Raw genomic sequence first — 20,188 nt, 5'->3', positions numbered from 1 at the left:
CCGGGCAGCACAAGAATGGGGCAGGCAAGCCAATCGAAAAAACTGTGGAAAAGATCGTCTCAGCCCTCCGCCTTGGGGGCCACCGTCGCTTTCGCTTCGAGGGCATCGAGGCGCGCGCGCAGCGCATCGGCATCGTCGCGCGCTGCCGCCGCCATCGCCTTGACCGCCTCGAATTCGTCGCGTGAAACGAAATCCAAGCCGCCGATCCACTCCTTCGCCCGCGCCCGCGCGCCCGCTTCCGCTTCGCGCCCGACACCGGCCAGCGTACCGGCGGCACCGTTCAGAAACTTGGCGAAGTCGTCGAAAATCTTGTTGTCGGATTGCATGCGGAAAATCCCGTGGGGTTCAGAGCTTGATGATTTGGGTGGTGGCGGACGGCGGCGCAAGGGTTTCGGCCCCCGGATTCAAGTCCACGATCTGGTAATTGAGATAGAAGGCAAACACCAGCCAGGCGAGATACGGCACCAGCAAAGCACCGGCCATCCCGCGAATCCGGGCAAAGACAATCGTCATCGCCAGCGCAAGCAGGAACATCAACGCGACGATTCCAAGCGCGAACGTCACTTGATGCATGCCGAAAAACACCGGAGACCAACTCAAATTCACCGCCAGTTGAACAGCAAACAGCGCGATCGCCGGGCCGCGCATACGCGATCCGCGGGCGTGAATGATCATTGCCAGCGCAAGGCCAAGCAGTACGTATATTGCCGACCAAGCCGCCGGGAAGGCCCAATCCGGCGGCGTGATAGCCGGTTTAACAAGCGCGGCGTACCAGGCATTGGCCGAACCGGCCGGAGCCAATCGCGCCGAGGTAAAGCCCAGCAGCAGCACGAACGGCACGGTCACGACCGCCCAACGCAAAAACGCAAGCCGCAACTGTTGTCTTGATGCAATCTCTCTCAAGCCACGGTCCCCGGTTACGCGCGAATCTGTCAGGCGCTCCACTGTCGCCTTGCCCACTCTTCTATAGAAGAACGGCGGCCAGGTTGCGTGGTTAAATTTTACCCAACCAACGCCGATCGCCTATCGGGTGGCCGCGATCAGGAATTCGATATTGCCTTCGGGCCCGGTGATGGGACTCTCGACAAGTGTCGCAACGGACCAGCCCTGCGCGACCACCCATGCCGAGACTTCGGCGCAGACGCGCGCATGCACCGCAGGATCGCGCACAACCCCGCCCTTGCCCACCTCGGTGCGGCCAGCCTCGAATTGCGGTTTGATCAGCGCAAGCAGCCGTGCCTCCGGCTTGGCAAAGCGTAGCGGCACCTCCAGCACCTTGGCGAGGCCGATAAAGCTGGCATCGCAGACGATCAGGTCGACCGGCTCGGGAATATGCGCGTCGGTCAAGATGCGCGCGCTGGTCTGTTCGTGGACAATGACCCGGGGATCCTGCCGCAGCTTCCACGCCAATTGGTTGGTGCCGCTGTCGACCGCATAGACGCGCGTCGCGCCGCGATGGAGCAGGACGTCGGTAAAGCCGCCGGTCGAGGAGCCGACATCGATCGCGACTGCGCCGGTGACATCCCACCCGACCGCATCGAGGCCATGCGCCAGCTTGATTCCGCCGCGCGACACCCATGGATGATCCCGCCCGCGCACATCGAGCACAACATCATCCGCCACGGCCTGGCCGGGCTTGTCGATCTTGCGGTCTCCCGCGAACACTAGCCCCGCCATGATCAGCGCCTGCGCGCGCGTCCGGCTTTCGGCCAGGCCGCGATCGACGAGAAGTTGGTCAGCACGGGTCTTGGACATGCCGATCTTCCAACGCGAAGCCGCGCGCATGCGCAAGGGGGCTTCGAGTCGCTTGGCCTGTGGCAACCCCGCAATCACGCTCCCCCTGGCCCGCTTTACGCCGCGCCGTCGTCCCCATTTCGGGTCACCGCACACGCCGTTCTTTCTGGCGCAGCGCTATTGCCTATCTTTTAAGTAGGAATACATTTTCCTCTTGGAGGCGTGGCCATGCGGCGTCCCCCTAGAGCACGGGTGGCCACGTCTCTCCGCCCGCTGTTCCGGGGCTTATTGGGAGAGGATCGATGGGTACCTTCTCGAATTTCGACCCCGTTCAGCCGACCATTCTGACCGTTCCGGGCCTGGGTGGCTCGGGGCCGTCGCATTGGCAGACCTTATGGGAACAGGCGCGCCCGGACACCATTCGGGTCGAGCTGGGCATGTGGAACACACCGCATCGCAATGCCTGGGTTACCAAGCTCGACCAGGCGATTCGTTCGGCACAGGCACCGGTCGTGCTCGCCGCGCATAGCCTTGGCTGTCTCGCCGTGGCGTGGTGGGCCGAGCTGACCCGGCAGCCTTATGGCTGGCCCGTCGCCGGGGCGCTGCTGGTCGCCCCCGCCGATGTCGACCGACCGGACGCGCAGGCCGAACTCGCCGCCTTTGGCCCCACTCCCGTCAGCCCGCTGCCCTTCCCGTCGATTGTCGTCGCCAGCCGTGACGACCCCTGGATCACGATCGAACGCGCGCACAGCCTGGCGGTCGGCTGGGGCAGCCACTTCGTCGATGCCGTTGCACAAGGCCATCTGAACGCCGCGAGCGGGATCGGATGGTGGGAAGAGGGTCAGGAATTGCTCCACCGCGTGATCGGCGCGGCGGCGGATCGCAACGGCAAGCCCCTGACACCGGGCGATGCGCGCTCCATCCTCGCCATCAACGCAACCGACGCGGCGCAGTCGCATTATCTGGCGGGTGGACCGATCGCCTGATCCTGCACATCAATCGAAGAACAGATAGGCAGGGTCGAAATCGGCGAAGCGCCGCAAGGCGTCCCAATCGAGGATATCGACTGTTCCCTGCCGAAAACTGACCAGTCCCTGCTCCCGCAACTGACGGAGCATGCGGTTGGCGTGAACGGCGGTCAGACCGGTGGCGTCGGACAGGTCGACTTGGGTCAACGGCAGCGCGAAGGTGAAGCCGTTGGTCATCCCGATGCGCTCGAGGCGAACGTACATCTCGCAAAACAGGTGCGCGAGCCGGACCACGGCGCTGCGCGCGCCGATCGAAACGATCCATTCCCGATTGATCGCGGCGTCGATCAGGGTCGAGCGCCACAGCAGTTCGGTGAGTGTCGCGGATCGCTCGGTTAGCGCCCGAATCGCGCTATGCGGAAAAAATGCGACCTGTACGTCGGTGAGGGCGGCAACCGAGTGTTCGAGACGCTTCAGCGGATAGCTGTGCAAATCGACAAAATCGCCTGGCACGTGAATCGCGAGAATTTGCCGCCGTCCCTCTGGCGTATCCTTGTAGCGCTCGACAAACCCTTCCAGCAGCAAGGTACATTGGGTCAGCGGCGTGTGCTGACGAACGATGATTTGCTTGGCCGAAAACTTGGCCGTCCGTCCGACCGCGCCTTCCAGCGCAGCAACGTCATCGGCGTCCAGAACCGGGTGGCGATGAGTCTTAAGGAACAGGCTAGTGTACATAGTTTCCCCTATTTTCCCGGAACATGCGCCGCAGCACCGCGTTCTGTCCACCGGGAGAGATTAAATGTCGAAACCACCGAGCGATACGCCAATCCGTGTAGCGGCGGAGCGAGGCGAAGTCCTGCTCGACGGGCCGGACGGCCTGGCTGCCTCTTTAACTCCGCAAGCCGCCAAACAATCTGCCGAACAGCTCCATCGTGCAGCAGATCTCGCCGATCGTCGCCCCGACGAGGAATTTCCCTGGAATCATTCATGCTAAGGGAAGAATGTTAATCACGGCGCGCTACTTCGCACCAGTGCCGTTCCGAAAACTCTTCCTCAGCCGCTGGTCGGCGCTGCTTTGGGCGATCGGCATCCTGTGGACCGCAGTCGACACGGTTGGCTTTGCCCCTTCCGGTGGACATGGTGAAACGGCAGCGACGGCCAATGCCACCGACGCCACGGGTGCCGCCATCGACAATGCCGACCTTGCCATTCTGGCCAACGCCATGAAGGGCGACTGAGCCCCCTTAACGACGCGGTGCGTCTTTCACCTCGATCGACTGGATGCGCCATTGGCGTTGTTCGGGGGAAGCGCCGTCAATATCGGCCGTTCGGTGCAGCGTAACAGTACCGATCTGATAGAGCGGTTTCCGGCTTTGCTTCAGCCGGGCGTAAATCTGTACGGGAACGGTGACATAGCGCTGTCCGGCTCCGGCATCCACTGGCCCGGGCGCGCCGATATTGGCGTGATATTCGCTATAACGCGCAAAATCGGCAGCGAACGGTCCTGCGCTTCCGGCAGCGCCCGAGCCGGGGATGCGAAGCGCGAAGGCCTCGCGATATTTCGCTTCCCCGATCAACGCGTAATAGGTTTGTACGACATTTGCCGCGCCTTGCGCACTGTCGGGCGCGAACGGTGTCTCCGCAATCGGGGTGCGATCGTCCGGCAATCCGCCCGGCGTGCCCGGTGCAGGCGGTTGCAATGCGTCGGGCGGCACCGAAGCCTCCTCATTGCTGGCGACTGAATTGCGCGCACCGCCTGCGTCTCCGGAATGGGCATCGACCGCCACCGGTTCCCGTTGTTTCGCCGCTTCGGTATTCACCGCAGGATCGCGCGCAGGCTGCGCGGTGCAGGCAACGAGGAAAAACAGCGGCCACGGAGCCAGAACAATACGCGACATCACCACGTCTCACACAAGGAATCGGAGGGACAATAAGGCTAGCGCCCGGACGCGACGTGGCCGCCAACCAGCCATCGCAGCGCATTTGCGGCGGTCAAAAAAAAGCGGCCGACACCCGTCGGCCACCCCTATTTTACGATCAGGGACGCAGGGCTGCGTCGTCGCGGTCGCTCAATTCGTCCTCATCGACCGTATCGTCGTCGAGTTCGTCCTGAACGTCGTCTTCGTCTTCCTCGTCCTCGTCTGGATCCTTTTCGGTGTCCAGATCGTCATCTTCCTCGCCGAGATCATCGTCTTCCATGTCGAGATCATCGTCGTCATCGTCGTCATTTTCGGACGCGATGTCGGGGTTGAGGTCGGTCAGCAGATTGCCATCGCTGGGGCCGTCGCGCGTTACCTCCAGGATTTCAGCGCGCTGGCTCTCGTCATAGCCTTCTTCGTCATATCCGTCGTCGCCGGTGCCTTCCCCCGGCACGCGGTGTCCACCCATGCTCATTGCGTCTCTCCCGACAGCCCACACGATGTAGGATCATTCCAAACTTCGAACCGTGCAACCCTCGTTCGGTTCCGCATTGCGCCGAAATTTGCTCAGCTGGGACGAAACAACCGCCCACGTTCCACGATCGCCGCGATGCCAAGCCCCGCCACGCCGGCGATGAGGAAACCCAAATGCATCGGCGCGGTCGTGCCGTCGAAGCTGCGTCCAATCGCCCAGCCGATCACCCCGCCGAGCGTGATCCCGAAAAAGCCCTGCACGCTCGACGCGATCCCCGCAATCTCTCCCATATTTTCCATCGCCATCGCCGACATGTTGGACGTGGCAAGGCCAAAACACGCCATCGTGATCGCCTGCACGACCACGAACACGAGCAGCGGTTCGTCCCCAAGATGGCCGACAGCCAAGCCGGTACCGGACGAGGCGATCATCACCACCAGCGCAACCTGCGAAATACGGCGCATTCCCAAATGAATCACGATCCGCGAATTCAGCAGGTTCGCGACCGCCATCGTACCGGCCGAAGCGGCAAACACGCTGCCGAGCAGCGCGGGACGATGAAAGACATGCTCCATGATCGGTTGAATGGAGCTGAGATACCCGAAAATCGCGCCCTGGCAGATCAGCGCCGCAATCATATAACCCAGCGAATAGCGATCGCGCAGCGTGTGCCGCCAGCCCGACAGCGTGCTGCGGAGCGACAGCGGCGCACGGTTTTCCGGGCGCAGTGTTTCGGGCATACGAAGGACGAACCAGACCAGGCACAACAACGCGGCCGCCGCGATCATCTCAAAAATCAACCGCCACGACCCCAGCAGCAAAATCGCCTGGCCGATGCTCGGAGCCACGATCGGCACCGCCATGAACACCATAAACGCCAGGCTGGTCACCTGCGCCATTGCGCGGCCCGAAAAACAGTCCCGGATCACCGCTATGGTCACGACGCGGCTGGCAGCGATCGCCAATCCGCTAATGAATCGCATCGCCAGCAAAAGCACGAAACTGTTAGCAAGCCCGGCCAGCAGATTGCACACAATGTACCCGATCAGGCCCGCGATCAGCACCGGCCGACGCCCGAAACGATCGGTCAGCGGCCCGTGGATCAATTGCCCGATCCCCAGCCCAACCACGAACACCGTCAAAATCAACGGGCCGTCGACAATCGCATCCACCCCCAGCCGACGTGCGATATCCGGCAAGGCCGGCAACATCGTATCGATCCCGAGCGCGCCGAGCGAAATGAGCGCCGCGATCAGAGGCACGAACTCCACCAGGCGAATTGGCGGCGAGTCCTGCACAGAGGTGTCGGTAGAAACAGGCATGCCGTTCCCAATGCCCGAGCCCGCCGCGCAGGTCACCCATCAATTCATCCGCACTCCAGCTTGAATCTATCGCGCGTCATGGAACCGTAGCACCGTTGCGGCACTTTCGTGGCTCCACCACTCGGAGCATGGCGATGGGCATTTTCAGCATGATCAAGGATGCAATCTGGGGCCAGAAGGCCGCCCCGGTCGAAGCCGTTCCCTCCACTTCGGCGATGCCGCAGATGAACACGCCGTCCGACCCGGGCAACCCGCCCGCAGAAACCACCCCGGCTGCCACCACCGCACCGGTTGATGTCGAAGCGATCCTCACCGCCAAAGCCGAGGCCAAGGGGCAGGAGCTCAACTGGCGCGAGTCGATCGTCGACCTGATGAAAGTGCTCGATCTCGACCCGAGCCATGAAAACCGTCTCGCCCTCGCGCACGAACTCGGCTTCACCGGCGATACCGAGGACAGCGCGACGATGAACATCTGGTTGCACCAGCAGGTCATGGTCAAGCTCGCCGAGTCCGGCGGCACCGTGCCCGCCGCGCTGACGCACTGAGCTCTTGACGAACGGCGTGGCGGACCGTTAGTGTATTAATACTATGATACACATGAGGTCCGCCATGCTCCGTTCCCTGGTCTGCGCGGTTGCGCTGCTCCCCCTTGCCGCATGTGGGGCGGACAAGGACGGCACCTCGATTTCGATCAACACCTCCAATGGCGACGGCTCGGTGCTCGCCGGTTTCGACGGCAATGGCGAAGCGTCGATCGACACGCCGTTTTTCAAGGGCAAAGTAACACTCCCCAACGTGAAGTTGGACGCGAACAATTTCGATATGAACGGCGTCCATCTGTATCCGGGTTCGACGATCGGCAGCGTGAACATCACCGCCAAGAACAAGCCCGATGCCGAAGAGGACGGGCACGTCCGTGTTGCCTTTACCAGCCCCGCTTCCCCCGCTGCGGTCCGGGACTGGTTCAAGACCAAACTGACCTCCGCCGGATTCACGCTGACCGCAGAGGGCAATGGTCTCACCGGCAAGACCAATGAAGGTGAGCCTTTCGCGCTCGACCTGGTGCCCAACGGCAGCGATATGGCGAAGGGCGTCATCACCATCGGTTGAGCAGGGGGTGGCGGTCTATGGATGACGTGCGGGCGAATCCGGTTTATCGGGTTGCTTTACCCTGACGGACGCCCGATCATGCTCGATACGCCGACTGCTCCCACAACCGCGCAAGTCCCAGCGCTTTCGCTCAACGACGAAGCCGCCGATCCAGTCGCCTTTGCGGCCGCGCTCGGCGGGTCGTTCGAGCGATTTGGCTTTGCCGTCGTCGCAGATCATGGCGTTCCCGCCGATCTGATCGCGCAGGCATGGGCGATGACCGAGGCCTTCTTCGCGCTGCCCGAGGACACGAAACGCGCCTATTTCGTCGCAGGCGGCGGCGGCGCGCGCGGCTACACGCCGTTCAAGACCGAGATCGCCAAGGGCGCGAGCCATGTCGACCTGAAGGAATTCTGGCATATCGGTCGCGAGCTGGCCAAGGGCCACCGCTTCGAGGCGCAAATGTCCCCCAACATCTGGCCCGACCAGCCCGAGGGCTTCCGCGAGACCTTTATCGAACTGTTCGCGGCCTTCGATACCGCGGGCGATCGCTTGCTCTCGGCGATTGCGCGCCATTTGGGTTTGAGCCCCGACTGGTTCGATCATGCCGTAAAGGACGGCAATTCGGTGCTGCGTCTGCTGCATTACCCCCCCGTCCCCGCCGACGCCCCGGAGGTCCGCGCCGGGGCGCATGAGGACATCAACCTCATCACCCTGCTGCTCGGGGCCGAGGAGGCCGGGCTCGAACTGCTCGACAAAAATGGCGCGTGGCTGGCGATCAGGCCGCCCGAAGGCGCGATGGTCGTCAATGTCGGCGACATGCTCCAGCGCCTGACCAACCACGTTTTGCCCTCGACCACGCACCGCGTCGTCAATCCGGCCCCCGAACGCCGCGGCCATTCGCGGTATTCGATGCCGTTCTTCCTACACCCGGCTCCCGATTTCCTGATCGAGACGCTGCCCTCGACGATCTCTGCGGAAAACCCCAACCGCTATCCCACCCCGATCACCGCGCACGATTATCTGCATGAGCGGTTGGTCGAAATCGGGTTGGTGAAGGCCTGAGGTGATCCGGGCGGGACGATACCTGCAATTGGCGATCGGTGCGCTCGGGACGGTGCTGGCCGGGCTTACGGCGCTGTCTGCATTGACCCGTCCGGCCCAATTTTTGGCTTTGCCGTTGCCGGTCTCGATCTTGTTAATTGTTGCCGCAGTCAGCGGCTTAGCACAGTGGATCGCCTTCCAACGCCGACACTTCGACACAGCTGTGCGGCTGTTTGGCACTACGATCATAAGCTGGAGTGCCGCGATTCTCGTTCACGTCGCGTACACAATGCCGGATTGCAGCAAGGGCTGCACTCTAGTCGTGATCACGCCCCCAAAATAAGTGCGATCTTGTTTCAGGGTCGATCGTGCCGCATGAGCCGCCGCGCAGTATAAGGCAGGAAGTCGAACCCATGACCAAACCCCTCCGCATCGCGCTTGCCGGTCTCGGCACGGTCGGCGCAGGCGTGATCCGCTTGCTCGACACCAATGGCGCGCTGATCGCGCGGCGCGCCGGGCGGCCGATCGAAATCGTCGCGGTGTCGGCGCGCGATCGGAGCAAGGATCGTGGCGTGGATATCGGTCGCTTCGCCTGGGTCGACGATACCACTGCGCTCGCCCATGCCGATGTCGATGTCGTGGTGGAATTGGTCGGCGGGTCGGACGGCCCCGCGCTTACGCTGGCGCGTGCCACGTTGGGCGCGGGCAAGAGCTTCGTCACCGCCAACAAGGCGATGCTGGCGCATCACGGGCTGGAGCTGGCGCGCGCCGCCGAAGGAGCGAACGTCGCCTTGAAGTTCGAAGCTGCCGTCGCCGGCGGCGTGCCCGTCATCAAGGGGCTGCGCGAGGGCGCTGCCGCCAATGAGATCGAGCGCGTCTACGGCATCCTTAACGGCACCTGCAATTTCATCCTGTCCAAGATGGAAGCCGAAGGCCGCGATTTCGCCGACGTGCTGGCCGAGGCACAGGCGCTTGGCTTTGCCGAATCCGACCCAAGCTTCGACATCGATGGCGTCGATGCCGCGCACAAGGTTTCGCTGCTCGCCAGCCTCGCTTTCGGTACGCAGCCCGCCTTTGCCGACGTCGCGGCCAGCGGCATTCGTGACGTGCTCGCCGCCGACATCGCCGAGGCGGCCTCGCTCGGCTACCGCGTGCGCTTGATCGGGCTGGCCGAGTCCGGCCCGAACGGGCTGTTCCAGCGCGTCCATCCGCATCTCGTGCCCGTCAGCCACCCGCTTGCGCATGTGATCGGCGCGACCAACGCCGTGGTGGCGGAAGGCAATTTCGTCGGGCGCTTGCTGTTCCAGGGGGCCGGTGCCGGCGACGGGCCGACCGCGTCCGCCGTGGTCGCGGATCTGATCGACATTGCGCGCGGCGAATTCGGCCCCGCTTTCGCCATGCCTGCCGACGCCCTGTTGGCGCAGGGCCCCGCCGATGCCGGCAACCGGATGGGACGCGCTTATGTCCGCTTCACCGTCGCCGACCGCGTCGGCGTGCTCGCGGAAATTGCTGCGGCGATGCGCGATGCCGGCGTCTCGATCGAAAGCCTGATGCAGCGTGGCGTCCACGCCGATGGATCCGTGCTGGTCGCCATCGTCACGCATGAAGGCCCGGAGCGCAGCGTGGCGCAGGCCCTGGAACGGCTGCGCGGTTCGCAAAGCCTGGTCGGCCGTCCGCTCTGGATGCACATTCTCGGCTAGCCGTGGTTACCCGGTAACCTTGCCGAAGGTCGCAGGCGGCGTGTCATCCAACAGGATCGGCACGCGCCGGGATTTGTCGGGCTTCTTGCGAAAGGCGCGCTTCACCCCGCCAACCGTGTCCTTGGCGAGCCGGAATACATTCGTGCCCTCACCCGGCTCCTCGCAGCAACTGCCCGGCGCTACCGCTTTCTGCACCAGCCGCACTGCCGCCGTGCCCATGCCGAACAGATCGATGCCGCTTCCGCAGCCGCCGCTGCGCCCGGCGCACGGCGTTGCCTCAAGGGCAAGCGCGCCGGTTCCGCGCAAATCGGGGTTGGAGGGTCGCGGTTCGTCCAACACCGCCTCATTTGGATACGGCAGCGCTTGCGATGGCAGCGGTTTGCCGCACACCACGATGTCGTCGGGATCGGTGTTTTTCGAGCCGCGCCGAACGCACGGTTCATCGGGCACTGGCTGCAAAATCGAGAACGATGTCGGTGCTGCAGGAGGACTCGCCGCAGGGCTTGCGCTTTGCGCGGCGAGGAGCAGCAACAGCATCATCTGCAAGCTGCGCCGCAATCGTGGCGAATTTCAGGCGATCGGCGCGATCCCGAGACGCGGCAGTTCGATCGCGGGACAACGGTCCATTACGACCTTCAGCCCCGCCGCCTCGGCCCGTTCCGCTGCGGCCTCGTTGATGACGCCCAATTGCAACCACACCGCCTTTGCGCCCGCCGCAATCGCCGCGTCCACCGCCTCGCCTGCCGCTGCGGAATTGCGGAAGATGTCGACCAGATCGATCGGATCACCGATCTGCGACAGATCGCGAAACACGAATTCGCCGTGCAGATGTTCGCCGGTGATCTGTGGGTTGACCGGAATCACGCGATAGCCGTGCTCCTGCAAGGTCCGCATCACGCGGTAGGACGGGCGATCCGGGCGGTCCGACGCCCCGACCAGCGCGATCACACGGGTTTCCTCGAGCAAAATACGCAGATCGGCATCCTGGGTAAGCGGCATCAGCCTTGTCCTTTTATCCAATCGCCAACCTTGTCGGCCACGCCCATGAACGCAACGCCTTCGGGACCGTTCCCCGCCGCCGGTGGCTGCCCGGCATCGGAGGCCACGCGCACACGAATATCGAGCGGAATGCGCCCGAGAAACGGCAGGCCCAGTTCCGCCGCGGCGGCCTCGGCCCCGCCTGTGCCAAACGGATCGGAAATCTCGCCGCACGACGGGCAGACATAGCCCGCCATATTCTCGATCAGCCCGATGATCGGCACGCCCGCCTTCACGAACAGGTCGATCGCGCGCCGTGCATCGATCAGCGCCAAGTCCTGCGGAGTAGAGACGATTACCGCGCCGCTCGGGCGATATTTCTGGATCATCGTCAATTGCACGTCGCCCGTGCCGGGCGGCAGATCGAGCACCAGCGTATCGGCCGGCCCCCAATTCGCGTCCATCATCTGCGTCAGCGCACCCGCCGCCATCGGCCCGCGCCACGCGATTGCCTGGTCGGCGGCGACGAGCATGCCCATCGACAGCATCGGCACGCCATAAGGCGTCGGCACCGGCTGCAACACTTTGTCGCGCGCGGTTGGCTTGGCGTCGGCAACGCCCATCAGGCGCGGCTGCGACGGGCCATAGATATCGGCATCGACCAGCCCGACCCGCCGCCCGGACCGCGCCAGCGCGATGGCGAGATTGGCCGAGACGGTGGATTTCCCCACCCCGCCCTTCCCGCTCGCCACCGCCAGCACGATTCGGCGCGAACGCTGGCTGGTCAACGCGACGCGAACGCTGGAAATTCCGGGAACATCGCTGGCGGCAGCGCGGACATCGGCCTCCAGCGCATCCCGCGCGGCGTCGTCAAGGCCACTGACGTCGACGATGATGCTGGCGCGTCCTTCCTCGATCCGGGCGGTGGCGCGCCCTTGGGCGACACGAATTAGGGCGGTATCTAGCAAACTACTGTCAGTCATCGTGCGCAGATAGGCGACGCGAACGCGCTTGCCACTGTTTTTCGCAAGAACGCGCCCCTATAAAGGTCGCATGACGATCTTATCGGGCTGGTTTCAGCGCCTCTCCATCCTCGCCGCCGACAATAAGGGACCATGGGGCAGCGGCTCCGGTTCCGACAATGGCGGAGGCGACAGTGGCGGCCCGCGCAACCCGTGGGCGCAGCCACCCGGCGGCAAACCGCGTGGTGTAACGCCGGGTCCGAGCGCGCTCGATGAATTTCTCAAGCGCGCGCGCGGCGGTGGCGGCGGCTCGGGTGGGGACGGCGGACGGCCGCGCATCCCCGGGGCTCCCAGTGCTGGGCAATTGTGGGTAATCGCGGTCGGCATCCTGCTGGTCGCCTGGATTGCGCTGACCAGTTTCCATTCGATCGGCCCGCAGGAGCGCGGCGTCGTGACCGTGCTCGGGCGCTATTCCGAGACGCTCGAGCCCGGCATCCGCTTCACCTTGCCTGCCCCTTTTGTCGAGGTTGCCAAGGTCGATGTCGCGGCGATCAACACCGATACCTTCCCCGATGACAGCAGCACCGTCACCGCCGGCAATGACACCGACAAGCTGATGCTGACGAGCGACCAGAACATCGTTGATCTGGATTATTCGGTGCGCTGGCAGATCGCCAACCCACAGGACTTCGCCTTCCAGATCGCGCGCCCGCGCGAAACGCTGCGCGCCACTGCGCAAAGCGCGATGCGCGCTGTCGTCGCCACCGCCACGCTCGACGAAGCGATCGGTGCCGGACGCACCGCGATGGAAGTGAAGGTCCAGCAGGCAATGCAGGAAATCCTCGATCGCTATAATGCGGGCATCCGCATCCAGGGCGTCGCCATCAAGGGCGCTCAGGCTCCCGCGCAGGTAGCGGACGCCTTCAAGGAAGTCTCAGCCGCGCAGCAACAGGCGCAAAGCGACATCAGCCGCGCGCGTGGTTATGCGCAGCAGGTGCTGGCCAAGGCACAGGGTGAAGCCGCCGCCTTCGACGTGATCTATGCGCAGTATAAGCTCGCCCCCGAGGTGACGCGCCGCCGCATGTATTACGACACGATGGAGCAAGTCCTGTCCAAGTCGGACAAGACCATCATCGAATCGCCCGGCGTGGTGCCGTATCTACCGCTGCCCGGCATGCGCCGCTTGCCGCCCGTCGTCCCATCCGCCCCAGCCGCTCCTCAGACTCCAGGAGTCGCCCAGTGAACCGCGCCTTGTTCCGCAATCCGATCTTCATTGGCGTCGTCGCGCTGGTACTGCTGATCCTCGCCGCGAGCACCTTCGCGATCGTGCCGGAAACGCGCCAAGCAGTGGTGCTGCGCTTTCAGCAGCCCGTGCGCACGATCAACGAATATCGCCCCAATGAAGTGTTCGGCCAGACCGGCGCGGGCTTGACGGCGCGCGTGCCCTTCATCGATCGCTTGGTGTGGGTCGACAAGCGCGTGCTCGACGTCGAACTGGACGGCCAGCCGGTCTTGTCGACCGACCAGACCCGGCTGGAAGTCGATGCCTATGCCCGCTTCCGCATCGTCGATCCGTTGAAGGCGGTGATCTCGACCGGCAGCACGTCTGTCACTGAACAGCGCGTGCAGGATCAGTTGAAGCCGCTGTTCAGCTCGTCGCTGCGCAACGAGCTTGGCAAGCGCCCGTTCGCGGCCTTGCTCAGCCCCGAACGCACCCAGGTGATGGGCAATATCCGCGCCGGGCTGCAAAAGCTTGCGTCGCAATACGGCGTGCAGATCGTCGACGTGCGCATCAAACATGCCGATCTGCCGAGCGGCACGCCGTTCGACAGCGCGCTCAACCGCATGCGCACCGCGCGCCAGCAACAGGCCCTGACGATCAAGGCGCAGGGCCAGCAGACCGCGCAGATCATCCAGGCGCAAGCCGATGCCAAGGCCGCGCAAATCTATGCCGACGCCTTCAACAAGGATCCCGATTTCTACGATTTCTATCGGGCGATGCAGTCCTATCGCTATACCTTCGCGCAGGATGCCAAGGGCCAGACCTCGTTGGTACTGTCGCCCGACAATGCCTATTTGAAGGAATTCCAGGGACGGCGCTGACGGATGGCCCCATAACCATCCACCAGCCGTTCATATTCAATCGCCGTTCAGCATCGCTTAGTATCTACAAAGGCGATGCTGCCAATTGGTAGACGAGAGGAAACGACCAAAGTGCGCTACGCCTACGCCATTACCGCCGCCCTGTTGCTGAGCGGCACCGCGACCGCCATTGCTTTGCCGTCCGCCGGGGGCGCGCAGACCGCGCAGAACGAACCCGCCGTGATGGCCGCCACCGCCCCCAAGCCGGGTGCGCCGATGAGCTTCGCCGATCTGGTGGCGAAGCTGCAGCCGGCCGTGGTCAATATTTCGACCAGCCAGCACATCACGCAACAGCAGCCCGCCAACCCCTTCGCCGGCACCCCGTTCGAGGGGCTGTTCGGTCAGCAGGGCCAAGGCGGGAATGGCGGCCCCGCGATCACCCGGGAGGCGACCTCGCTCGGTTCGGGCTTCATCATTTCGCCAGACGGCTATGTGGTGACCAACAACCACGTCGTCGCACCCGGCGCGAAGGGCGCGACGGTGGATTCGATCACGGTGACGCTGGTCGATCGCAAGGAATATGTCGCCAAGCTGATCGGACGCGATCCCACCTCGGATCTGGCGCTGCTCAAGATCGATGCGAAGAACTTGCCCTTCGTGAAGTTCGGCGATTCGGATGCTGCGCGCGTTGGCGACTGGGTCGTCGCGATCGGCAATCCGTTCGGCCTGGGCGGCACGGTGACAGCGGGCATCGTCTCGTCGCTGCACCGCGTGACCGGCGGCGGTGCCTATGATCGCTTCATCCAGACCGACGCGGCGATCAACCAGGGCAATTCCGGTGGCCCGATGTTCGACCTCAACGGCAATGTCATCGGCATCAATTCCCAGATTCTGGGCAGCACCGGCGGCGGCAATATCGGCATCGGCTTTGCCATTCCGGCCACCGACGCCAAGCCCGTCATCGAGAAGCTGATGAAGGGCACCAAGATCGCGCGCGGCTATCTCGGCGTTGGGCCGCAGCCGATCGACGACGATCTCGCCTCGTCCTTCGGCCTGGTTAAAAACCGTGGCGAACTGCTCCGCAGCATCGAGCCGGGCCAGCCTGCCGAAAAGGCCGGGCTGAAGGTCGGCGACGTCGTGCTGCGCGTCGGCGGCAAGGATGTCACGCCCGATCAGTCGCTCAGCTACCTCGTCGCGAACGTGACGCCGGGTAGCCGCGTGCCGCTCGACATCGTTCGTCAGGGCAAGCCGATGACGATCGTCGCCACCATCGGCACGCGTCCGCCCGAGGATCAGCTTGCCGCCAAGGCTGCGGGCGAGGAAGGCGATGATGGGGATGACAGCGACAACCCCACCGTCGGCCAGGCGGCAGCCAATGCGCTTGGTGTAACGGTGCAGACGCTGACCCCGCAAATCGCGCGTACTTTCAACGTCGATTCGTCGGTGCAGGGTGTGGTCGTCGCAACCGTCGATCCGTCGAGCGATGCCGGGTCGAAGGGCCTGAAGCGCGGCGACGTGATCGTCTCGGCCAATGGCGTTCCGGTTACCACGCCCGCGTCGCTCGGTGCAGTGGTCGCCCAGGCCAAGGCTGCCGGTCGCACGCAAGTCGCGTTGTATCTGGTGCGCGGCCGTCAGCCCGCTTTGTTCATCGCGGTGAAGCTGAAGAAGTAAGCCGACACATCCCTCCCCCGCCGTTCGTGCGGGGGAGGGATTTTCCTTCCGCCGCCCCGGTTTTCGCGCGATAGCTTTTCGCCGAAATGGCGGGAGGCTTCATGAACGACACGACCAGCATCTTCATTGGCGCAGGCCCCGGCGGCGCAAACCCGCAAGCCCTCGAACTGAAGCGCGCCAACCGCCACGGCCTGATCGCGGGCGCGACCGGCACCGGCAAGACTGTCACCGTCCAGGGCATCATCGAAGGCTTTTCGCGCAACGGAGTCCCGTGCTTCGTCGCCGATGTGAAGGGCGATCTGTCGGGCCTCGCAATGGCCGGCTCCCCCACCGCCAAGAATCACGACATTTTCGCCGCGCGCGCCAAGGAAATTGGCGACGACGCCTGGGCTTATGCCGATACGCCCGTGCAATTTTGGGATCTCTATGGCGAACAGGGCCATCCCATTCGCACCACCATCACCGAAATGGGCCCGCTGCTGCTCTCGCGGCTGATGGACTTGAACGAGGTGCAGGAAGGCGTGCTGACGATCGCCTTCCACGTCGCCGACAAGGACGGGCTGCTGCTGCTCGATCTCGACGATCTGCAGGCGATGCTGGTCAGCTGCGGCGAACGCGCCGACGAGCTCACCACCACCTACGGCAATGTCTCGAAGCAATCGATCGGCACGATCCAGCGCGCCCTGCTCCAGCTTCGGTCGCAGGGCGGCGAGCATTTCTTCGGCGAGCCCGCGCTCGACCTCGACGATTTCATCGGCGTGGACGACAAGGGCCGCGGCATCGTCAACGTGCTCGCCGCCGACAAGTTGATGGCGAGCCCGAAACTCTATTCGACCTTCCTGCTGTGGCTGATGAGCGAATTGTTCGAGCATCTCCCCGAGGTCGGCGATTCCGACAAGCCCAAGCTCTGCTTCTTCTTCGACGAAGCGCATTTGCTGTTCGATGCCGCGCCCAAGGCGTTGCTCGAAAAGATCGAACAGGTCGTGCGTCTGATCCGCTCAAAGGGCGTCGGCATCTATTTCATCACCCAGAACCCGATCGACATTCCCGATACGGTGGCGGGGCAGCTCGGCAATCGCGTGCAGCACGCACTGCGCGCCTTCACCCCGCGCGATCAGGCCGCCGTAAAGTCCGCCGCGACCACCTTCCGCGCCAATCCCGGTGTCGATGTCGAAACCGCGATCACCGAATTGAAGGTCGGCGAGGCTTTGGTCTCGCTGCTGTTGCCCGACGGATCGCCCTCCCCGGTCCAGCGCACGCTGATCGCCCCGCCTGCCTCGCGCGTCGGCCCGGTGACCCCGGTGGAGCGCGGCGTGATGATCCAGACCGATCCGGTCGGCACCAAATACGACACCGCGATCGACCGCCAATCCGCCGAGGAAATCCTCGCCGGCAAGGCACAGGAAGCGAGCGCAGCCGCCGCCGAAGCCAAGGCGAAGACCGAGGCCGACAAAGCGGCGGCGGCACAGGCCAAGGCCGACGCCGTTGCCGCGCGCGAAGCCGAACGCCAGCGGGTCGCGGCGCAACGCGAGGCCGACCGCCAGGCCCGCCTCGCGGCGCAACAGGAAGCGGCGGCGGCAAAGGCGGCGGCCAACTCGCCGTGGAACCGGGCGATCACCTCGGCGACGCGATCGGCTTCGTCTGCGGTCGGGCGTCAGGTCGCCAATGAAGTATCGAAGGCCGTGTTCGGCTCCAGCCGCGGTGCCGGGGCCGGGATTATCGGCGGGCTGGTGCGCGGCGTCCTCGGCGGCCTGTTCAAAGGCCGCTAAGCCCGCTGCCGCCGCTCTTTGCGAGCGGCGGCAGGCCAGGCCGTATCAGAAGCTGATGCTTACCGTCCCGAACACCTGACGCGGGGCCAGCGGGAACACGCTGTAGGTGTTGGTCGCCGATCCGATGCTGAGCGACGATGCCGCCTTGCGATCGGTGATGTTGGTGACGTTCACGCTGACGTGCAGCGCCTTCGCTACCAACCGTTGGTCGAGCGGGATCGTCGCCCCGATCTGCCCTGCCAACGTGAAATAGCCCGCCACCGAGAGGTCGTTGGTGTAGGTTGCGTAGCGGCGACCGATATAATCGCCGATCAACTGCGCGTCGAAGATCCCGTGCCCAACCGACAGCACGGTCTTGTTGAGCCAGTCGGGCGAACCGGGCACGTTCTTGCCCTGCGTCGGCACCGTCGTCGTTCCGCTGATATAGTCGGCCTTATATTTCGAGGTGTTGTACGAAAGCGCATTGTACAACGACACTCGCGGCCCGGCGTGCAGCGTGAACGCGAAATCCACGCCATTGGTCTTCACGCCACCGACGTTCTGAATGATCGCAGCGCCGCTGGTGATCGAGTTGACGATCGGGTTGGGCGAAATGCCGAGCAGCCGATTCGAGAAATCGACGTGATAGACGCTGAGCTGGCCCTCAATCGACAGGCCGCCCCCCAGTTGGTGATGCGAGCGCACGCCTCCTTCATAGGTCCAGCTCGTTTCGGGCTGGACGGTCGAGGAAAACAGGTCGAACGCCCCTTGGCTGCCCAGTGCGAAGGGCGACAGGCCAGCTGCGGCGCTCGTCTGGAACTGGCGGATGTTCTTCTGCGCGTTGACGAACAGCTGATCGTTGGGGGTCACCTCCCACACCGCACCGACTTCGGGCAAAAACACCTTGGTCGTCTCAAGCGCGCCATTGGGAAGTGCGACGGTTCCAGCGAACGAACCCAGCAGCGGCTGGACCTTGATGCGCTGCGTGGCGAATTGATAGGTGGACTTGAAGCCGCCGAGGATCGTCAGCGTCGGCAGCACATGCCAGGCATCCTGCACATGGCTCTGCAACTCGTCGACGCGCACTTCGCTATAATATTGGGTGATCAGCGGGTTGAGCGTGTCGCGCGGGCGCTGGTATGGCGTCGACGGGTTATTGATGTCGAGCGCGTACCAGCGACGGAAGGCCGAAGAGCTTTGCCGCTCGAACCAGCCGCCAAATTCGATGTCATGGTTGCCCAGCGACAGTTTCAGCGTCTGGACGATGCCACCGCGATCGATGCGATATTCGGTCGTGCGCGTCGCGAAGCCCGATCCGCCGAACACGGTCGAGAGGTTCTGCCCCGGATAGTAGACCGAGAAGAGCTGCGGCAGGCCAGCGACCGTGATCGGGCCCGCGACGACACCGACACCGTCATTGTGGTGATAATAGACCTTGGCGTCATAGGTCACCGCGCTGCTCAATTTCGCCGTCATCGCGACATAGCCGAGATAATCGGTGCGTTGCGCGTCGCTGTAATAGTTCCGGTAATTGTCCTTGGCCGCCGCATATTCGGCCGAGGTCAGATAGGCGACTGCGGTCTTGAAGTCGGGGTAGAGGAATGGGCGCGTGTACGGCACATTGCCCGGCGTCTCGCCCTTGGAGATATTGACGACGGTCGCGTCCTCATTCGGTTCGGTCTTGTCCGAATAGGCAAAATAGCCGGTCAGCTTGATCGATCCGCTATCGTGCACGAATTTGCCATTCGCTTGATAGCCGCCTTGGTGGCCATTGAAATCCCACGCGCGCGCATCCTGTCGCACGCCCGAAACATAGAAAGCGTTGCCGCCGCCAAGGTCGCCGCTGTCGAGCCGCACGTAGGTGCGAAACGCGCTGTAGCTGCCAACGGTCTGCGCCACGGTGCCGCCGAAGGTGTGCTTGGGATCGCTGGAGAAGGTGTCGATCGTGCCGCCAAGGTTGCTGGTGGACGCGGTGCCGAGATCGCCCGCACCGCTCGCCAACGTCACTTTGCCGACGTTTTCCGAAATGATCGCACGTTGCGGCGATAGGCCGTTGTAATTTCCGTAATTTTGATCGCCGAGTGGGATCCCGTCCAGCGTGTAACCAAGCTGCTGCTGGTTGAAGCCGTGAATGAACAGCGAGATATTCTGCTCGTTATTGCCCCACGGATCGGCGGTCAGATAGGTTACGCCGGGGAGCGTCTGGATCGCCTTCAGCGGATTGATGCCGGGCAGGATCTTCTGGATCTCGGTGCTGTCGAGCTGGGTTACCGATCGCGTGCTGCGGCGCGCAGTGACCAGAATGTCGGTCGGTGCCGAATCGTCGGGTTGCGCAGCGGGGGCCGCCGCAGGTTCGCCAGGCACCGGCGCTGGTGCGGCGTCCGGGGTCGCCGCATTGGCGACGTTGGACACGCCCGCGAGCAGCCCAAGCGCCAACGCGACTCGCGAAACAGTGTGAAACGACATCGGAAGAAACCCCTTGTGCAATGCAACAAT

23 protein-coding genes are annotated in these 20,188 nt (G+C 63.9%); 12 read left to right on the top strand and 11 right to left on the bottom strand.

The features are described from left to right. Positions 1-59 precede the first annotated feature (59 nt). The 3 genes from ACP7BY_RS17630 to ACP7BY_RS17620 form a co-directional block, all read right to left on the bottom strand. The gene (locus ACP7BY_RS17630; RefSeq protein ID WP_033965896.1) at positions 60-326 is read right to left on the bottom strand and encodes an accessory factor UbiK family protein; all 267 of its coding nucleotides are present in this window, start codon (positions 324-326) and stop codon (positions 60-62) included. A 19-nt stretch (positions 327-345) separates the two neighbouring features. Continuing rightward, positions 346-903, bottom strand: coding sequence for a TspO/MBR family protein (locus ACP7BY_RS17625; RefSeq protein ID WP_033965913.1), 558 nt, complete (start codon positions 901-903; stop codon positions 346-348). A 120-nt stretch (positions 904-1,023) separates the two neighbouring features. After that, the gene (locus tag ACP7BY_RS17620) at positions 1,024-1,755 is read right to left on the bottom strand and encodes a TlyA family RNA methyltransferase (protein WP_033965914.1); all 732 of its coding nucleotides are present in this window, start codon (positions 1,753-1,755) and stop codon (positions 1,024-1,026) included. 281 nt (positions 1,756-2,036) lie between these two features. Between ACP7BY_RS17620 and ACP7BY_RS17615 the strand changes: the two genes are divergently transcribed. Beyond that, on the top strand, positions 2,037-2,720 hold the full coding sequence (locus ACP7BY_RS17615) for an RBBP9/YdeN family alpha/beta hydrolase (protein WP_033965898.1): 684 nt from the start codon (positions 2,037-2,039) through the stop codon (positions 2,718-2,720). Between the two features lie 9 nt (positions 2,721-2,729). On the opposite strand, the gene ACP7BY_RS17610 is transcribed toward ACP7BY_RS17615, so the two are convergent. Further along, on the bottom strand, positions 2,730-3,437 hold the full coding sequence (locus ACP7BY_RS17610; RefSeq protein ID WP_033965900.1) for a Crp/Fnr family transcriptional regulator: 708 nt from the start codon (positions 3,435-3,437) through the stop codon (positions 2,730-2,732). Between the two features lie 64 nt (positions 3,438-3,501). On the opposite strand from ACP7BY_RS17610, the gene ACP7BY_RS17605 reads away from it, so the two are divergent. Continuing rightward, positions 3,502-3,696, top strand: a complete 195-nt coding sequence (locus ACP7BY_RS17605; RefSeq protein WP_126845380.1) for a hypothetical protein — start codon at positions 3,502-3,504, stop codon at positions 3,694-3,696. A gap of 7 nt (positions 3,697-3,703) precedes the next feature. After that, complete coding sequence (locus ACP7BY_RS17600) at positions 3,704-3,940, top strand: hypothetical protein (protein ID WP_033965902.1); 237 nt, start codon at positions 3,704-3,706, stop codon at positions 3,938-3,940. A gap of 6 nt (positions 3,941-3,946) precedes the next feature. Here the strand turns inward: ACP7BY_RS17600 and ACP7BY_RS17595 are convergent, their stop codons facing one another. The 3 genes from ACP7BY_RS17595 to ACP7BY_RS17585 all read right to left on the bottom strand — a co-directional run bounded on the left by ACP7BY_RS17595 (position 3,947) and on the right by ACP7BY_RS17585 (position 6,418). Then, positions 3,947-4,600, bottom strand: coding sequence for a hypothetical protein (locus ACP7BY_RS17595; RefSeq protein ID WP_052192425.1), 654 nt, complete (start codon positions 4,598-4,600; stop codon positions 3,947-3,949). A gap of 139 nt (positions 4,601-4,739) precedes the next feature. Next, positions 4,740-5,096: a DNA primase gene (locus ACP7BY_RS17590; protein WP_171010612.1), complete on the bottom strand. Its 357-nt coding sequence runs from the start codon at positions 5,094-5,096 to the stop codon at positions 4,740-4,742. A gap of 92 nt (positions 5,097-5,188) precedes the next feature. Then, positions 5,189-6,418 (bottom strand): multidrug effflux MFS transporter, encoded by a 1,230-nt coding sequence (locus ACP7BY_RS17585; RefSeq protein WP_137903296.1) that lies wholly within the window; start codon positions 6,416-6,418, stop codon positions 5,189-5,191. Positions 6,419-6,552: 134 nt separating this feature from the next. Between ACP7BY_RS17585 and ACP7BY_RS17580 the strand changes: the two genes are divergently transcribed. The 5 genes from ACP7BY_RS17580 to ACP7BY_RS17560 all read left to right on the top strand — a co-directional run bounded on the left by ACP7BY_RS17580 (position 6,553) and on the right by ACP7BY_RS17560 (position 10,251). Continuing rightward, complete coding sequence (locus ACP7BY_RS17580) at positions 6,553-6,963, top strand: DUF3597 domain-containing protein (protein WP_033965919.1); 411 nt, start codon at positions 6,553-6,555, stop codon at positions 6,961-6,963. Positions 6,964-7,027: 64 nt separating this feature from the next. Further along, the gene (locus tag ACP7BY_RS17575) at positions 7,028-7,528 is read left to right on the top strand and encodes a hypothetical protein (protein WP_033965903.1); all 501 of its coding nucleotides are present in this window, start codon (positions 7,028-7,030) and stop codon (positions 7,526-7,528) included. 78 nt (positions 7,529-7,606) lie between these two features. Continuing rightward, on the top strand, positions 7,607-8,572 hold the full coding sequence (locus ACP7BY_RS17570) for an isopenicillin N synthase family dioxygenase (RefSeq protein WP_137903295.1): 966 nt from the start codon (positions 7,607-7,609) through the stop codon (positions 8,570-8,572). Positions 8,573-8,600: 28 nt separating this feature from the next. Then, a complete protein-coding gene (locus ACP7BY_RS17565) occupies positions 8,601-8,894 on the top strand; it encodes a hypothetical protein (protein ID WP_137903294.1) in 294 nt (97 codons plus the stop codon). Positions 8,895-8,964: 70 nt separating this feature from the next. Then, the gene (locus ACP7BY_RS17560) at positions 8,965-10,251 is read left to right on the top strand and encodes a homoserine dehydrogenase (RefSeq protein WP_033965920.1); all 1,287 of its coding nucleotides are present in this window, start codon (positions 8,965-8,967) and stop codon (positions 10,249-10,251) included. Between the two features lie 6 nt (positions 10,252-10,257). On the opposite strand, the gene ACP7BY_RS17555 is transcribed toward ACP7BY_RS17560, so the two are convergent. From ACP7BY_RS17555 to ACP7BY_RS17545, 3 genes are read right to left on the bottom strand one after another with little or no spacing between them, the layout of a single operon-like run. Continuing rightward, complete coding sequence (locus ACP7BY_RS17555) at positions 10,258-10,791, bottom strand: hypothetical protein (protein WP_231565225.1); 534 nt, start codon at positions 10,789-10,791, stop codon at positions 10,258-10,260. Between the two features lie 30 nt (positions 10,792-10,821). Further along, positions 10,822-11,250, bottom strand: a complete 429-nt coding sequence (locus tag ACP7BY_RS17550; protein ID WP_033965905.1) for a CoA-binding protein — start codon at positions 11,248-11,250, stop codon at positions 10,822-10,824. Continuing rightward, positions 11,250-12,212 carry an Mrp/NBP35 family ATP-binding protein gene (locus ACP7BY_RS17545; protein ID WP_209516782.1) on the bottom strand — a complete coding sequence of 321 codons (963 nt, stop codon included), beginning with the start codon at positions 12,210-12,212 and terminating at the stop codon, positions 11,250-11,252. Before ACP7BY_RS17545 ends, ACP7BY_RS17550 begins: the two co-directional genes overlap by 1 nt. 70 nt (positions 12,213-12,282) lie before the next feature. Here ACP7BY_RS17545 and hflK point away from each other — a divergent pair, with 70 nt between their 5' ends. The 4 genes from hflK (at position 12,283) to ACP7BY_RS17525 (ending at position 17,713) form a co-directional block, all read left to right on the top strand. After that, positions 12,283-13,434, top strand: a complete 1,152-nt coding sequence (hflK, locus tag ACP7BY_RS17540) for a protease modulator HflK (protein ID WP_137903311.1) — start codon at positions 12,283-12,285, stop codon at positions 13,432-13,434. Further along, the gene (gene hflC, locus ACP7BY_RS17535) at positions 13,431-14,294 is read left to right on the top strand and encodes a protease modulator HflC (protein WP_033965907.1); all 864 of its coding nucleotides are present in this window, start codon (positions 13,431-13,433) and stop codon (positions 14,292-14,294) included. Before hflK ends, hflC begins: the two co-directional genes overlap by 4 nt. 111 nt (positions 14,295-14,405) lie before the next feature. Further along, the gene (locus ACP7BY_RS17530) at positions 14,406-15,944 is read left to right on the top strand and encodes a Do family serine endopeptidase (protein ID WP_033965908.1); all 1,539 of its coding nucleotides are present in this window, start codon (positions 14,406-14,408) and stop codon (positions 15,942-15,944) included. A 101-nt stretch (positions 15,945-16,045) separates the two neighbouring features. After that, positions 16,046-17,713, top strand: coding sequence for a helicase HerA-like domain-containing protein (locus ACP7BY_RS17525; protein WP_137903312.1), 1,668 nt, complete (start codon positions 16,046-16,048; stop codon positions 17,711-17,713). Between the two features lie 45 nt (positions 17,714-17,758). On the opposite strand, the gene ACP7BY_RS17520 is transcribed toward ACP7BY_RS17525, so the two are convergent. Continuing rightward, positions 17,759-20,158: a TonB-dependent receptor gene (locus ACP7BY_RS17520; protein WP_033964084.1), complete on the bottom strand. Its 2,400-nt coding sequence runs from the start codon at positions 20,156-20,158 to the stop codon at positions 17,759-17,761. Between the last annotated feature and the right edge of the window lie 30 nt (positions 20,159-20,188).

Source organism: Sphingomonas sp. PSPC2-2, from assembly GCF_049897725.1.
Lineage (GTDB): Bacteria > Pseudomonadota > Alphaproteobacteria > Sphingomonadales > Sphingomonadaceae > Sphingomonas.
The sequence above is the reverse complement of the archived record's forward strand: the minus strand, read 5'-3'. Positions and strand labels throughout refer to the sequence as shown.

Coding starts and splice junctions, on each gene's coding strand:
- ACP7BY_RS17630 (WP_033965896.1), bottom strand. CDS start 326: ATGCAATCCGACAACAAGATTTTCGACGACTTCGCCAAGTTTCTGAAC.
- ACP7BY_RS17620 (WP_033965914.1), bottom strand. CDS start 1,755: ATGTCCAAGACCCGTGCTGACCAACTTCTCGTCGATCGCGGCCTGGCC.
- ACP7BY_RS17615 (WP_033965898.1), top strand. CDS start 2,037: ATGGGTACCTTCTCGAATTTCGACCCCGTTCAGCCGACCATTCTGACC.
- ACP7BY_RS17610 (WP_033965900.1), bottom strand. CDS start 3,437: ATGTACACTAGCCTGTTCCTTAAGACTCATCGCCACCCGGTTCTGGAC.
- ACP7BY_RS17605 (WP_126845380.1), top strand. CDS start 3,502: ATGTCGAAACCACCGAGCGATACGCCAATCCGTGTAGCGGCGGAGCGA.
- ACP7BY_RS17600 (WP_033965902.1), top strand. CDS start 3,704: ATGTTAATCACGGCGCGCTACTTCGCACCAGTGCCGTTCCGAAAACTC.
- ACP7BY_RS17595 (WP_052192425.1), bottom strand. CDS start 4,600: ATGTCGCGTATTGTTCTGGCTCCGTGGCCGCTGTTTTTCCTCGTTGCC.
- ACP7BY_RS17590 (WP_171010612.1), bottom strand. CDS start 5,096: ATGAGCATGGGTGGACACCGCGTGCCGGGGGAAGGCACCGGCGACGAC.
- ACP7BY_RS17585 (WP_137903296.1), bottom strand. CDS start 6,418: ATGCCTGTTTCTACCGACACCTCTGTGCAGGACTCGCCGCCAATTCGC.
- ACP7BY_RS17580 (WP_033965919.1), top strand. CDS start 6,553: ATGGGCATTTTCAGCATGATCAAGGATGCAATCTGGGGCCAGAAGGCC.
- ACP7BY_RS17575 (WP_033965903.1), top strand. CDS start 7,028: ATGCTCCGTTCCCTGGTCTGCGCGGTTGCGCTGCTCCCCCTTGCCGCA.
- ACP7BY_RS17570 (WP_137903295.1), top strand. CDS start 7,607: ATGCTCGATACGCCGACTGCTCCCACAACCGCGCAAGTCCCAGCGCTT.
- ACP7BY_RS17560 (WP_033965920.1), top strand. CDS start 8,965: ATGACCAAACCCCTCCGCATCGCGCTTGCCGGTCTCGGCACGGTCGGC.
- ACP7BY_RS17555 (WP_231565225.1), bottom strand. CDS start 10,791: ATGATGCTGTTGCTGCTCCTCGCCGCGCAAAGCGCAAGCCCTGCGGCG.
- ACP7BY_RS17550 (WP_033965905.1), bottom strand. CDS start 11,250: ATGCCGCTTACCCAGGATGCCGATCTGCGTATTTTGCTCGAGGAAACC.
- ACP7BY_RS17545 (WP_209516782.1), bottom strand. CDS start 12,212: ATGACTGACAGTAGTTTGCTAGATACCGCCCTAATTCGTGTCGCCCAA.
- hflK (WP_137903311.1), top strand. CDS start 12,283: ATGACGATCTTATCGGGCTGGTTTCAGCGCCTCTCCATCCTCGCCGCC.
- ACP7BY_RS17525 (WP_137903312.1), top strand. CDS start 16,046: ATGAACGACACGACCAGCATCTTCATTGGCGCAGGCCCCGGCGGCGCA.
- ACP7BY_RS17520 (WP_033964084.1), bottom strand. CDS start 20,158: ATGTCGTTTCACACTGTTTCGCGAGTCGCGTTGGCGCTTGGGCTGCTC.